Below are 12,439 nucleotides of genomic sequence, written 5' to 3' on the forward strand. Positions count from 1 at the left end.
ATGTTCCTTTTGCAATGATGGTCTCTGTCGAAGACGGCGGAACCTAAACCGAAGCGATAACTTTTGTATATGAGATTACTTTATGTTACCGACGTTTGCGGTTTCCCCACGGTAACTGGAGAATTTTGCCCATGAGCTTGAAAATTCGAAAGAATAGAGCTGCGGCATTGCCGCCGACCTGCCCGGTCGGGGAGTGCATGGTCATGCTTGGCGGCGCCTGGGCGCCCAACATCATCTGGTATCTGAGCGGCGGTCCACGCCGCTTCAGCGAACTCAAGATCGATATTCCCGGCATTTCGGCGAAGGTGCTGAGCACGCGCCTGAAGGATATGGAGGAAAAGGGTGCGATCGAACGGCGGATCATGCCGACATCGCCACCTTCGGTCGAATACAGGCTGAGCGATCTCGGTCAGGAATTCGTCCCGGCGATCCATGCGATCGTCGAAGTCGGTTACAAGCTCAAGCTTCGCCGCGAGGCAAAGCTTGCAAAGGAAGCCGCGCAGAATGTCGCCCAGGTAGAGCTCGCCTGACGGCGGGATGTTGCGCGATCGTGACGGCTACCACCGACCTTTGAGGGACTGCGCCGCATGCTCAATGAAGGCGCGAACCTTCGGCGTTTCCGCCTGGCGATCGACGAAGCAGGCATAGAAGTCGAAGGGCTCGTGGTCGGTGTTGGCAATGCCTTCGCGCGGTGCGCCGCCGAACAGCGGCACAAGCAGGCCGCGCGCAATCAGGTCCGTTGCGATGAAGGCACCGAGCCGCGTGATGCCGGCGCCGGCGATCGCCATTTCGGCAAGTGTGTCGATATCGTTGCTAACGATCGTTGCCTTCAGTTCCGGCTCAAAACGCAGTCCATCCCGCACGAAACCCCAGCGAAAGATTCGCCCGTGCCCGGCATAGCGGTAGACGAGGCAATGATGATGGATCAGGTCTTCCGGGTGCTCGGGCCGGCCGCGCCGCTCGATGTAGGACGGGGAGGCACAGATGACCATCGGCACCGAGGCAAGCTTGCGCGCAATCAGCCCAGGCTCCAGCTGCAGGCCGAAGCGCACGCTGATATCGATGCCCTCGCCGATGTGGTCGATCTCCCGATCGGTGACGACGAGTTCGATCGAGACCTCCGGATGGCGTGCGGCAAAGGATGGCACGAGAGGCGCCACCACATGACGGCCGAAGGCGACCGAGGACGCGATCTTCAGCGATCCCCGCGGCTCCTGGCTCAGCGATGCGACTGCAACGGCTGCGAGTTCGAGATCATGGACAACGCTGCGCACCCGGTCGAAATAGACCCGGCCGCTTTCCGTGAGGCCCAATTGCCGGGTCGTGCGGCTAAGCAGTCTGGCGCCGAGCGCCCGCTCCAGTCGGGCGATATTCTGGCTTGCCGAGGCCGGCGTGATGCCGAGTTTGCGCGCCGCCGCGGCGATACTGCCTTCCTCCACGCTTCGAACGAAACTCTCGATGCCGCGCAACGTATCCATAATGACATCCATCGACTGTGTATTCCCATTCGATGGTTTTGCCTAACTCTGAGCAAGGCTGCAATGGCCTACCTCCGCGCGACGTCATCCGTATAGTGCCGGCCATGCCGCTGGGATGGTCCGTGCGGGCAAGCTATGGAGATCCTCACCATGGAAGATACGATGCCACCGCCGCGGATCGCGCGCAGCCGCAAGCTGCCACCGCGGGCGGTGCCGATTACCTTTGCCTTCTTCATGTCGGCGATCATGGCGTTTCTGATGTGCTGCGTCATCGTCGGCGTAAACACCGGTATCGATGCCGGCTACCCCGGCCGTGTGCTCAGCACCTATGCGCTGGCGATGCCGGTCGCTTTCCTTTGCGTGCTGACAGTCCGCCCCTTCGTGCTAAAACTCGTCGGTGCCGTCTGCCGCATGCCTGGCTGAGCGTGCGGGTCCGTCCCGGATTTCCGGGGCGGCTGTCAAGTCAGAACTGTCGTCGGCTTGCCGCAGCCGATGGTGCCATGCGCGAAGCTCGTCGCATCACAAAAGCGATCGGCGTGACAATTGAACGACACCGCATCGGAGCATGCTGCTGTATAGGATAGGCGTTTCACTTTCTTCAGCAGTTTGGACGAATGCATGTTGAACAATTCTTACGGCAAGCTTGCCTCTCATGTTTATAATTTAGACAAATATATTGGAAAGTCCTTCGGCGACGTCGAGTATTATCTCGAGCGTTTGAACGAGTGTTCCGGCCCGATACTGGAACCGGCTGTCGGCAACGGTCGCGCGCTGATTCCGCTGCTTGAAGCCGGCCTTGACGTCAGAGGCTTCGACGCGTCGCCAGAAATGCTCGGCTATTGCCGGGCGCATTGCAAGGAACGCTCGCTGACACCGGCGCTATCGCAGCAGACTTTCGAGGCCTTTGCCCATGAGGAGCGCTTCGAGGCGATCGTCATTCCCGCCGGATCGCTGCAGCTGATCGCCGACCATGCCACGGCGATTGCGACCGTCAAACGTTTCCTAGACCATCTTCGGCCGGGCGGTCGCCTGATCTTCGACCTGTATCCGCATGATCTTTTCGCCGACACCCAGCCGAGCATCCGCAATTGGCAGACCGAGGCGGGCGACCTGCTGACGCTGACCAGCCAACGGGTCAAGGCCGACCTGATCGCCCAGACGACCGTGTCGCATCTGCGCTACGAACTCTGGTGCGAAGGCAAGCTGGCGTCGAGCGAGCTCGAATTCTTGACGATGCGCTGGTGGGGCGTGGAGGAAATGGCGCTGACCCTGCGTGCTGCCGGCTTCGTCGATCTCGTCGTTTCCGGCAATTACGACTTCGGCAGCGCGCCGAAGCATGGCGACGAGGTTGTCACCTTCGAGTGCCGCCGGCCGCGGTAGCCGACAGCGTTCTCCAGCAAAAGAAAGCCACGCCCCCACATGGAGGGCGTGGCCGCAAATGTTATCGGCAACGGCTTGCGGCGTTGCTCTGGTCAAGCGGCGAACCGTTCACGGTCAGCACCGAGCCGGGAGCCTGCGTGATGGTGCCGGGTGCCCAACCGGTGTCGAGCAGGCAATCCTTCGGTGTGTTGGTGACGCTGACATTGCCCTTTATGTCGGCAGCCGGGCCGGAGAAGTAGAGGCCCGCCGTACCGGCCTTGTCGACCGTCATGTTGTTGAGAACGATGTTGCTCGCGGCGCCGCCGAGGAACTCATAGTCGCTGCCGTAGATATAGGCGCCATAGGTGCCGGCATTGGTGACGGTGACGTCCTGCAGCGAAATGCCCGAGACCGGGTTGAAGAAGATGCCGGCGTTGCGCGTGCCGTCGATCTTCAGGCCCTTGACGTCGACATTGGTGGTCGTCGCATCGAGGTTCGGGCTGGAGATCAACATCAGGCCATTGATGCCGCCGGCGAGGCGCATGTCGTTGATCGCAACGTTCGACGTGCCCTGCAGCACCACCAGATCCATGTCGCGGTCCTGCTTGGAATTGTCGATCGTCACGCGGTCGAGTTGGATGTCCTTGCCGGCGACGAGCAGCACGCCTTCGCGACGAGAGTTGCTGATGGTGACGTTGTCGAGCTTGATATCTGTCGTGCCGGTGATTAGCTCGTATTCGGTGCGGCTGAGTTTCTTGAATTCGCCGCCGGCAAACACGCCATAGGTGACCTTGTCGATCGTCGTGTCGCGTACGGTCACGTTTGTGCTGCCGATCGCGCTGACGGCGGCATAGGGTGCCTTGTTGGGATTGTAGACCGAGAACTCGCAGGCTGTGTTGTTTTCGCAGATGAACAGGTCATGGATGCGGCTGTTCTCAACCACCGCGCCGTCGACGCGCGTGAAGCGAATGCCGTCATGATTGGTGGCGGAGATGTCGACATTGTCGATCGAGACGTTTCCAGCATCGGCTGCGGCGATGCCGGCGAGACCGCCGCGCACGGACAGCGACGCGATGCTGCTGCCGGACGCCATGGTGACGACGTCTTGTGCCGGATTGTATCCGGTGAGGGTCGTTGCCGCTCCGTGGTTGACGAAGGATGCGGTTGCTCCTCTCCTTGCGCCGCGCACCGCAATAGAGCCACCGCCACCGACAAGCGCCTGGCCGGAGCCGAGCGTCAGCGACTGGTTGAGACCGAGATTGCCATCGGCAAGGATGAGCGCATCGGCCCCGGCTGCGCCGATCAGAGCGTTGATCGAGGCCGCGTCGCCGTTCGCCGAGGAGATGTTGACGACCTTGCCGGGGTTGCGGCCGTTGGCAACGAATTGCGCCGCCTCGACATCGCCGGTTGGGCCGGCATGCGTGCGGATTTTGCTCGAGCGCTCGACACGCTGGACCATCGGGTCGAAGGCATCACTTGCCTTCGCCGTCGCCCCGAATGGGATGCGCAGGCGTGCCATGACGGCACCCTTGAGCTTGTCCTCATTGTCGTAGGTGCCGGTAACGCCGAGTGAGACGGTCGATCCCTCGGAAAGCCCGGGCAGGTTGGCGAAGGTCAGCTCCGCGCGCAGCTTGGCGCCGAACATGTCGTCGAGGTTCTTGCCGCCGTACCAGTAGCTGCCGCCGAAGACTTTCAGCTGGACGTCTGATCCTTCGTCGAAGACCGGAAGCCGCCGGCCGATTTCGGCGTCGAGCCCGCGCCGCCCGCGCTCCTTGCCTTCCTGGACGACGAGCACATGGTCGCGAACATAGGCGGCATTGAAGGCGCTCAGCGTCTTGGCGCCGGAAAGCGGCAGATAGAGATTGCTGCGCATTTCGAGGTCGCCGCTGAGCGCCTCGAGACCGAAGGATACCTGGCTGAACGAATTGCCGTACTCGCTCTTCAGATAGTCGTAGTAGCCATAGGCGCCGATGACCCACTGGTCATTGGCGCGGAAGCGGTAACCGGCGCCGATCGAGCCCTGCCGGACCTTATCGTTTTCTATCGTTCCGCGTGTATCGATGAAAATGGCGTTGCCGGAGTCGAGCACGAAAGGCAGGAAGAAGCCGCCACTGACAGCCGAACCGCCGCTGAAGAAACCGCCTTCGATTTCGGCCTGCGGCCTGAACTCCACAGCCAGGGCCGGGGACGAAAGCATCGTGGCGTCTGCAAGCGCAAACGCTAAAATAGTGTTGTATTTCATATTATTAACTCCGCATACACTGGGCGTGGCGACGCCCATGGCGGTGCGGTTAGATTATAAGACTATTTTACTCAAGTTTATTGATAGATTATCCAAAATCTTTCCAGCGGCGTGATGACGCAGGGCGCGCCAGTGCCGCGTGTTTACAATCCTGGCGATAATCTGGGAATTCGTCTCGGCTGCCGAATCCGCTCAGAAAGGCCCCGCCGCTCGGTCGAACTGGTCGTCCAGCAGAAATACGACCGCGTTGCGGAGTGAGCGACGCAGCGCAGTCGTGGCGGCGGTGGAGGAGGGGTCGCGAGGCGGCGTCAGGCTGCAAGCCTGAGGCCGATCCCCCAGGGATCGACGAGATTGTAAGCAGTGCCGTTTCGCTCGACCTGAATGCCCATCTCGTCGAGCTTGCCAACCGCCTTTGCAAGCTCTGCCGGATCCTTGAACTGGATCGTGTAGTCGGAGAGGCCGGTCATATTGTTCTCGCGCTTGGGCGCGCCGCGAGAGTTCCAGATGTTGGCCGCGACATGGTGGTGATATTTGCCCGAGCCGAAGAAGCTTGCGCCCGGGTAGCGCGCCATCAACCCGAGCCCCAGCACGTCCCGAAAGAACGCGTCTGCCTCGGGGATATCGGACACCTGCAGATGGATGTGCCCGATGCCGGTACCGTCGGCAAGCCCGTTCCAGTCGTCTTTCGGCGCCTCGTCATAGAGCGCCTGCAGGTTGAGCGGCAGCGTATCCATGCCGACGGTTCCGTCCGGCTTGAAGTTCCAATCGGTCCGCGGCCGATCACGATAGACCTCGATGCCGTTGCCTTCCGGGTCGGCGAGATAGATCGCTTCGCTGACGAGATGGTCGGACGCGCCCTGCAGGCGGACATTGTTATGGGCGGCATGGGCGAGCCAGCGTCCTAGTTCCTGACGGTTCGGAACGAGGAAAGCGGTATGAAAGAGACCAGGTGCGTTTCGTGGCGCCCTGGCGACATTGCCGGCCGTGGTCAGCGTCAACAGCGGCCGGGCGCCAACGCCCAGCGTCTCGCCGCTGGCGCTCGTCTCAAGCGGCTTAAGACCCATGATGCGCTGATACCACTGCGACACTGTCGCCAGATCCTCCACGACCAGATGCGAATGATCGACATGCGCCGGCATCGCCAATGCGTGATTGGCCGCAATGTCGATAGGCGGTGTGCTCTGGGTGGATATCATCTGTTGTCTCCTTGCGCGGCGAAACCGGTGGCCCTTTCGGGCCTCAGTTTCGTTGAAACTGCCCGGTGAATATGGGCCGAAGTCGGCGTTCACGGAAGACCGTCAGTCATTTGATGTTGTGTTCGATGAGCGTTGACAGTGGCCGTTGTCGCCCTAGCTCAATTACACAGGGCAATGCGATCGCGGCGCTTTCGATTTGATTTCAATCAATGCCGGAAGAACCGTCTGGGCTCAGTCTCGAATGCGTGGGATTTGCCCCCGCATTTCGGTGCCGGCGATCCGGGTAGGCAACGCAAAGGAGTGCAGCATGTACAAGAAGATCATCGTCCCTATTGCCATGGATCAGCTGGAGCATGGCGAGTCCGTGCTCGGCATTGCAGAAAAGCTGATCGATGAAGGGGGCGAGATTGTTCTGCTCAATGTCGTCGAGGATCTGAACGCCTATGCCCAGGGCTACATGATCGTCGATTTCCCGCTTGAGATGGTCGAGGAATCGCGCAAGCATGCGACGAAGACGCTGGAAGCGATGAAGGCCAAGCACGGAATCAATGGACGCATCGAGATCCGCACCGGCGGCGCGGCCGGCACGATCAATGCGCTCGCCCACGAAGAAAACGCCGACCTCGTCATCATTGCCTCGCACCGGCCGGGTCTCATTGACTATTTCATCGGATCGACCGCCAGCCGGGTCGTCAGCCATTGCCCCTGCGCCGTTCTCGTCGACCGGTGAGCCGCCAACAATCAAGAACAGGAGCGGGGCGCGCCCGAAGCGCCACGACTTCAAGGAGTCTTCCCATGGACAAGCTTGCGCTTGACGACTTTCGTGAACGGCTGAGCAGCCGCAAACGCGAACTCTACGGCCGACTGGTGAAGATCGAGCACGATCTCGATGAGCCGATGAATGCCGACGTGCCGGATCGGGTAACCGAACGGGAGAACGACGAGGTGCTGGAGGGCATTGGCCTTGCCGGTCAGGAGGAGATCCGTGGGATCGACGCGGCGCTCGACCGTATTGCGGCCGGCACCTTCGGAACCTGCGTGCGTTGCGGCCTACCGATTTCCGCAGAACGGCTCAATGCCGTGCCCCATGCGCCGCTCTGCCAGGAATGCGCCGCCGAGGTCGCCGCCGGCGCGAAGTGACGATGTTTTTCGGCGACTGTTACTTGCCCTAGAGGCTGCTTGCGATAGGCAGCCTCGCTGCTACGTCTTACAGCGCCGCGCGTCTTACTAGACGCGCAAAGGTCGCTGTAACACTTTGAATTGCTGCATGTTTTTATCCTTAAATCGAATAGGATTTAACGAAACATGCAGTAGGTGATCCGGACTTACCTGACGCTCGTCAGGTCGAGCTTCAATCTCGGCAAGAACCGTCCTGGTATAACAGAGGCGACCACTCCGTCATCGACCGCCCCCAGCCGGCGATAGAAATCGGCTGCGCCCGGGTCGGCATCGACAGTCATGACCTTCGCACCCTTGCGCAGCGCCGTTTCCACGCTCCATTCGAACAGGCGTCGGCCGATCCCGCCACCCAGCGCGGCCGGATCGACGAACAGCTTGTCGAGATCGGCGATCTCTCCGTGATACAGGACCTGCGCCATGCCGACGATATCGTCATCCTGAACGGCAATCTGGATATCCGACTGCATCCAGTCGTCCGCCGTCACCGTCAAGGCCGGGCGGCAGGCGGCCATGAAGGCCTCGTCATAGCCCCAGACGGCCTTTGATCTTAGGCAAAGCGCCGTCAGGATTGCTGCCTGTCCCGGCTCCGGCGTGCGCAGCAAAACTCTCCTTTGGACGTTGTTCTCCCGCCTCTGCGGACAATTTGGTCGCAACCCGTGCTGCAGACAAGGGACGTCCGTCTTCGCAATCACGTCATGTCTCTGTTGTAATGCGTTGCAAAAGTTGATGCTTTCGCCATCGTCGAGCACTTTGCCACGGCGCCAGGCTGTGGCAGGATAAGGCAAATAAGCAAGACGACCGCCGCCTGAGCGCGAAAGAAGGTCGGAAGCGGGGTAAAGTGGAATTCGCCGGCGTCAAGTGGAACTACGATCGATCGGAACTGATTGCCGATGGCATCGTGCACGGCGTCGGCCTTGCAGCGGCCCTCGTCGGCGTAACAGCACTTATCTTTTACGCGATGCTCTGGAGCACGACCGGCCAGCTTGCTGCCGCCGCGATCTATGGCGCGGGACTGCTGGCAACCTTGTCGATTTCGTTCCTCTACAACCTCTACCCGGTTTCGCGGACCAAATGGTTTCTGCGCCGTTTCGACCACTCGTCCATTTTCGTGCTGATCGCCGCCACCTACACGCCCTTCCTCCAGCGCGGCTGGGAGGATCCGTTCCTGTTTGCGATGTTGATTGGCATCTGGGCGATCGCCACCCTCGGCGTGGTGATCAAGTGCCTCTTCCCCGGCCGCTTCGACCGGCTTGCGATCCTGCTCTATCTCGCCATGGGCTGGAGCGGCGTGCTTGCGGTGGGGCCGTTATTGTCGGCACTCTCGGCGACAACGTTCGTGCTGATCCTGATCGGCGGCATCATCTATTCCGCCGGCGTGATTTTCCATGTCTGGGAAAAGCTGCGGTTCCAGAACGCCATCTGGCATTCCTTCGTCGTCACCGGCGCCGCAGTGCATTATTCGGCCGTCGTCAGCTGTCTGAGCGGCACGGCGATTTCCTGATCAAAAAATCCGGGCGCTCAGTTCGGGGCGGCTACGGGGGCTGCCGCCACTGGCGTCTGCTGGCAGCCTTCCGAGGGCCTCAGAGCCTCCGCCATCCGCGAGATGACGCCATCGAAGCTGGTCAACCGGCTCTTGCGGTACTGCAGACGGAAATAGGCGGCGCTGCCGTCGCAGAGTGCGATGGCGCGTGTGTAAAACACTTCCTCGCCGCGTACGCCCGAGAAACTGGCCCAGGCTGAGGTCACGCGTGAATAGGAAATCCGCCATTGGTCTTCCCGCTCGGTCGCCATGCGGTCGTTGACGTCGATCTCGAAATCGCCATCGACAAGTTCACTGCCAAAAACGGAGAGCGTGGCGCCGTTATCGTTGGCATGAAAGCTGACACCGTCGCCATTGTCGGCTTCACCTTGCACTTCGAAGCCCGGCGGAATGTCGAGAATATAGCCGAAGCGGGGATTGGCGTAGGCGTGCCAGTCATTGTCTGCCGCGGCCGGGCAAGCAGCCGAGAACAGAAGAACGAATGCAGCCAGAATGCGACGCATGCGGACCTCCTTCCGGCTTGCTTCGACGGTTTCACTATCAATAGCACATCCGTGCACGAACAGCTGTTTCTATTGGAACAGCGCTGAGCTTGCGAATGCTTCCGTCTGTTTGCGTCAATCCTCGGTAAACGTCATCGCGTGACCATTGAGACAGTAGCGCAGACCGGTCGGCGGCGGGCCGTCGGGAAAGACGTGTCCGAGATGGGCATCGCAGTCGGCGCAGCGGATTTCTGTGCGCACCATGAAGTGCGAACGGTCCTCGATCTCGCGGATCGCCTCGTCGTCGATCGCCGCGAAATAGCTCGGCCAGCCGCAACCGGAATCGAACTTGGTATCGGAGCGGAACAGCGCCCGGCCGCAGCAGACGCATTCATAGGTGCCCGCCTTCTTGTTGGCGAGGAACGGGCCGGTGAAAGGGCGCTCGGTGCCGTGCTCGCGGGTGATGCGGTACTGTTCGGGCGACAACTGCGCGCGCCACTCCGCTTCGCTCTTGATCACTTTCGCCGCCCTTGCGTCTCTCATCGAAGATCTCCCTGTGATTTTCGCGACTATATAGGATCGGCGGTGACGCGCCGCAAATCACGCTCGCGTGCCGATATGGGTGCGCATCGGCGCCAACGAGGCTGCAGCCTATCTCGACAGCCTCGTCGTGTGACCGCGACCGTCAGTTTGGCCGATCAGCGTGCCTTCGCGCCGCAATCGCAACGGATTGATCGTGGACTGGCCGGGCGCCGTTTTCAATCGCCGCCGACGGCCGGCGGCACCTCGGGAATATCTCGTCGGATCACGGTTGGGCCGGCACCGTGAACACGTTTGCTGTCGTTGTAGAATGCGATGAACTCGGGCGCTGGTAGGGCCTTGGAATAGAGCCAGCCCTGGCCGTATTGCACGCCGCGCGCGAGCAGATAGTCCGCCTGCTCCTGTCGTTCGATGCCTTCGGCGACGATGTAGAGGTTCAGCGATTTGGCGATGTCGATGATGTGCGGAGTAACGGCGCTGGTCGCCGAGACGAGACCCACCGTATCGATAAACGACTTGTCGATCTTCAATGCGTCGAGCGGCAGGTCCTGGATATATTGCAGGCTGGAATAGCCGGTGCCGAAATCGTCGATCGCTACCGAATGGCCGAGCCGACGGGCTTCCTCGATCGTTGCGCGGGCGGATTTCACGTCCATGAAACCGCGTTCGGTCGCCTCGAGCCAGATCTGCTCGGTGAGGACGCCGGAGTTTGCAAGCGCCGCCTGGATAACCGGCAGGACGCGCCCGGACTTGATGTCGTCGGCCGACAGATTGATGGCGATGTGTAGCGAGCGGTCGGCGACAAGGACCGGCCCGAGATCCTTGATAACCCCGCCGATGACCTGATCGGTAATGGCCTGGATCAGGCCGCTTTCCTCTGCGAGCGGGATAAAGGTATCGGGCCTGACCAGCGAACCGTCGGGTCTGCGCCAACGGACCAGCGCTTCCGCGCCGACGCAGATGCCGGTCTTCATCTCGATGAGCGGCTGGTAGTGCACGATGAATTCGCGGCGTTGCACGGCGATCGAGAGTTCGCCGAGCGGCGACAGACGCCGCCGCGACAGCCAGAAGACGAGGCCGACCATTAGCGCAGCGACGATCGCGCCGAGCGGCAGGAGCAGTAGCCGTTCGCGGCCGAGATCTTTCAGCAGCAACGCCCGTGACGATGTTGCAATGGCAATCCAGCCGGAGCCGGTCGCGGTGGCAAACAGATTGTCCGCATCGGTGCCGGTCTGCGTATGCTCGATCAGCCGCTTGATCAACGATGCATCCGGGTTGTTCAATTCGCTGACGAGGGTGCCGGTATCGCTGGCGATCGCAAGGCGCGTATCCGGGGTGGCGAGCACGTCGACGAGCCGAGCCGGATCGGTCAGCACGCTGTAGGATCGGTACCGGAATCCCAGCATCGCCCGACCGTTGCTGATCGTCGGATGAACCCGGGCCGACACGCCGATGCCGCTGGCTGTGGTGAAGTCGACTTGCCCGCGGCCGACGCTCGTTTCCGGCTTGCCCCAGGAGGAGCATTTGAGCGCATCGCCCTCGAAGTAACCGATATCCTCGACGGAGCGCGTGTTGACAACCAGAGCGCGCATCGCCGCGATATGTTGCTGGGAGCAGGGCGTGAAGCTGAATTGGTCGGCAGACTTGAGCGCGGATGTTGCTTCGCCGAACGCCGTATTGGTACGCATGATCGCATATTCGGCAAGGCGGCTGAGGCGGGTCTCCTCTCTGCTGGTGGCGACTGACCAGGAGAGATAGAACGCGGCGACGATCGGAAGGATGGCGCCCAGCGCCGCAAGTACACTGGTCACCGCCACAATGTGAGACCGTTCCAAGCCAGACCTCGCAGGTTCAAGAGAAACGCCGTGCAATTCGGTGCATCAGTCAATCAGCGATAACGAACGATCTACAGCGCCGCGCGTCTTGTTAGACGCGCAAAGGTCGCTGTAGCACTTTGAATTACAGCATGCCACGCCCGGCGGGAAGCATGAAATGGCGCTGAAGCCCCTGAAAATTCAAATGCTTGCCTATCTTCAACTTATCGAGGAAAGGGCGTTGGCCTTCGGTCGAAGTCGGCATCTGTGCCGCTGCGTATCTTATATCGGAGATACCATCCAATCGCGACGAATTACCAGATACAGCGCGTTTCATGCCATCGATACCACTGGATGTTGCTAACAACACTTTAATCGCATGCGCAGGCCGATCGGCGGCGATGACCGGTGTTGTGCGGACGTGTATGCCAAGGCGATGTCGCATCGGATGATTTTGCCTTGTCGGTCAAACGTGACCACCAATCTCACGAGAAAACTGGAGATTTTCCGGGCATTTGCCGGACTTAACAGCGCATAACGTCGATTTTACCCGATTTACCCTTGAGGCGCCTTTACCCTTCTTTTATGTCGGGTGTTCGTTCGTTCGTC

General features: G+C 60.7%; 14 protein-coding genes. 6 read left to right on the top strand and 8 right to left on the bottom strand.

Translation table 11 applies throughout. The features are described 5' to 3' along the window. The first annotated feature begins 131 nt into the window (after positions 1–131). Positions 132–530 carry a helix-turn-helix domain-containing protein gene (locus tag BKP54_RS14295; RefSeq protein ID WP_025426302.1) on the top strand — a complete coding sequence of 133 codons (399 nt, stop codon included), beginning with the start codon at positions 132–134 and terminating at the stop codon, positions 528–530. Positions 531–557: 27 nt separating this feature from the next. Here the strand turns inward: BKP54_RS14295 and BKP54_RS14300 are convergent, their stop codons facing one another. After that, entirely contained in the window at positions 558–1,490 is a 933-nt protein-coding gene (locus BKP54_RS14300) for a LysR family transcriptional regulator (RefSeq protein WP_107026877.1), read from the bottom strand. Between the two features lie 138 nt (positions 1,491–1,628). On the opposite strand from BKP54_RS14300, the gene BKP54_RS14305 reads away from it, so the two are divergent. Both BKP54_RS14305 and BKP54_RS14310 read left to right on the top strand, forming a co-directional pair. Beyond that, positions 1,629–1,901, top strand: coding sequence for a DUF2798 domain-containing protein (locus tag BKP54_RS14305; RefSeq protein WP_025426304.1), 273 nt, complete (start codon positions 1,629–1,631; stop codon positions 1,899–1,901). A gap of 195 nt (positions 1,902–2,096) precedes the next feature. Next, positions 2,097–2,858, top strand: coding sequence for a class I SAM-dependent methyltransferase (locus BKP54_RS14310; protein WP_225906455.1), 762 nt, complete (start codon positions 2,097–2,099; stop codon positions 2,856–2,858). 61 nt (positions 2,859–2,919) lie between these two features. On the opposite strand, the gene BKP54_RS14315 is transcribed toward BKP54_RS14310, so the two are convergent. Together BKP54_RS14315 and BKP54_RS14320 are read right to left on the bottom strand one after the other, a co-directional pair. Further along, positions 2,920–5,079, bottom strand: coding sequence for an inverse autotransporter beta-barrel domain-containing protein (locus tag BKP54_RS14315; RefSeq protein WP_025426306.1), 2,160 nt, complete (start codon positions 5,077–5,079; stop codon positions 2,920–2,922). A gap of 308 nt (positions 5,080–5,387) precedes the next feature. After that, positions 5,388–6,275, bottom strand: coding sequence for a VOC family protein (locus tag BKP54_RS14320; protein WP_025426307.1), 888 nt, complete (start codon positions 6,273–6,275; stop codon positions 5,388–5,390). Between the two features lie 307 nt (positions 6,276–6,582). On the opposite strand from BKP54_RS14320, the gene BKP54_RS14325 reads away from it, so the two are divergent. Together BKP54_RS14325 and BKP54_RS14330 are read left to right on the top strand one after the other, a co-directional pair. Further along, a complete protein-coding gene (locus BKP54_RS14325; protein ID WP_025426308.1) occupies positions 6,583–7,005 on the top strand; it encodes a universal stress protein in 423 nt (140 codons plus the stop codon). A 65-nt stretch (positions 7,006–7,070) separates the two neighbouring features. Further along, positions 7,071–7,415: a TraR/DksA C4-type zinc finger protein gene (locus tag BKP54_RS14330; RefSeq protein ID WP_025426309.1), complete on the top strand. Its 345-nt coding sequence runs from the start codon at positions 7,071–7,073 to the stop codon at positions 7,413–7,415. 185 nt (positions 7,416–7,600) lie between these two features. Here BKP54_RS14330 and BKP54_RS14340 read toward each other — a convergent pair whose 3' ends face one another. Next, positions 7,601–8,056: a GNAT family N-acetyltransferase gene (locus BKP54_RS14340; protein ID WP_025426310.1), complete on the bottom strand. Its 456-nt coding sequence runs from the start codon at positions 8,054–8,056 to the stop codon at positions 7,601–7,603. Between the two features lie 236 nt (positions 8,057–8,292). Here BKP54_RS14340 and BKP54_RS14345 point away from each other — a divergent pair, with 236 nt between their 5' ends. Next, positions 8,293–8,955, top strand: a complete 663-nt coding sequence (locus tag BKP54_RS14345; protein WP_025426311.1) for a hemolysin III family protein — start codon at positions 8,293–8,295, stop codon at positions 8,953–8,955. Between the two features lie 17 nt (positions 8,956–8,972). Here the strand turns inward: BKP54_RS14345 and BKP54_RS14350 are convergent, their stop codons facing one another. The 4 genes from BKP54_RS14350 to BKP54_RS35090 all read right to left on the bottom strand — a co-directional run bounded on the left by BKP54_RS14350 (position 8,973) and on the right by BKP54_RS35090 (position 12,275). Continuing rightward, a complete protein-coding gene (locus tag BKP54_RS14350; RefSeq protein WP_025426312.1) occupies positions 8,973–9,497 on the bottom strand; it encodes a hypothetical protein in 525 nt (174 codons plus the stop codon). A gap of 114 nt (positions 9,498–9,611) precedes the next feature. Beyond that, positions 9,612–10,019 (bottom strand): peptide-methionine (R)-S-oxide reductase MsrB, encoded by a 408-nt coding sequence (msrB, locus tag BKP54_RS14355; RefSeq protein WP_025426313.1) that lies wholly within the window; start codon positions 10,017–10,019, stop codon positions 9,612–9,614. Positions 10,020–10,234: 215 nt separating this feature from the next. Beyond that, the gene (locus BKP54_RS14360) at positions 10,235–11,851 is read right to left on the bottom strand and encodes an EAL domain-containing protein (protein ID WP_025426314.1); all 1,617 of its coding nucleotides are present in this window, start codon (positions 11,849–11,851) and stop codon (positions 10,235–10,237) included. Positions 11,852–11,975: 124 nt separating this feature from the next. Next, complete coding sequence (locus tag BKP54_RS35090; protein WP_057221497.1) at positions 11,976–12,275, bottom strand: hypothetical protein; 300 nt, start codon at positions 12,273–12,275, stop codon at positions 11,976–11,978. Positions 12,276–12,439: the final 164 nt, after the last annotated feature.

The sequence above is a fragment of the Ensifer sp. 1H6 genome, assembly GCF_001976035.1.
In the GTDB taxonomy this organism is placed as follows: domain Bacteria; phylum Pseudomonadota; class Alphaproteobacteria; order Rhizobiales; family Rhizobiaceae; genus Ensifer; species Ensifer canadensis.

What these genes read in the sequence shown, in the direction of transcription:
- msrB (WP_025426313.1), bottom strand. Translation starts at nt 10,019, where the DNA reads ATGAGAGACGCAAGGGCGGCGAAAGTGATCAAGAGCGAAGCGGAGTGG.
- BKP54_RS14295 (WP_025426302.1), top strand. Translation starts at nt 132, where the DNA reads ATGAGCTTGAAAATTCGAAAGAATAGAGCTGCGGCATTGCCGCCGACC.
- BKP54_RS14300 (WP_107026877.1), bottom strand. Translation starts at nt 1,490, where the DNA reads ATGGATGTCATTATGGATACGTTGCGCGGCATCGAGAGTTTCGTTCGA.
- BKP54_RS14315 (WP_025426306.1), bottom strand. Translation starts at nt 5,079, where the DNA reads ATGAAATACAACACTATTTTAGCGTTTGCGCTTGCAGACGCCACGATG.
- BKP54_RS14320 (WP_025426307.1), bottom strand. Translation starts at nt 6,275, where the DNA reads ATGATATCCACCCAGAGCACACCGCCTATCGACATTGCGGCCAATCAC.
- BKP54_RS14330 (WP_025426309.1), top strand. Translation starts at nt 7,071, where the DNA reads ATGGACAAGCTTGCGCTTGACGACTTTCGTGAACGGCTGAGCAGCCGC.
- BKP54_RS14325 (WP_025426308.1), top strand. Translation starts at nt 6,583, where the DNA reads ATGTACAAGAAGATCATCGTCCCTATTGCCATGGATCAGCTGGAGCAT.
- BKP54_RS14310 (WP_225906455.1), top strand. Translation starts at nt 2,097, where the DNA reads ATGTTGAACAATTCTTACGGCAAGCTTGCCTCTCATGTTTATAATTTA.
- BKP54_RS35090 (WP_057221497.1), bottom strand. Translation starts at nt 12,275, where the DNA reads ATGCGACATCGCCTTGGCATACACGTCCGCACAACACCGGTCATCGCC.
- BKP54_RS14305 (WP_025426304.1), top strand. Translation starts at nt 1,629, where the DNA reads ATGGAAGATACGATGCCACCGCCGCGGATCGCGCGCAGCCGCAAGCTG.
- BKP54_RS14350 (WP_025426312.1), bottom strand. Translation starts at nt 9,497, where the DNA reads ATGCGTCGCATTCTGGCTGCATTCGTTCTTCTGTTCTCGGCTGCTTGC.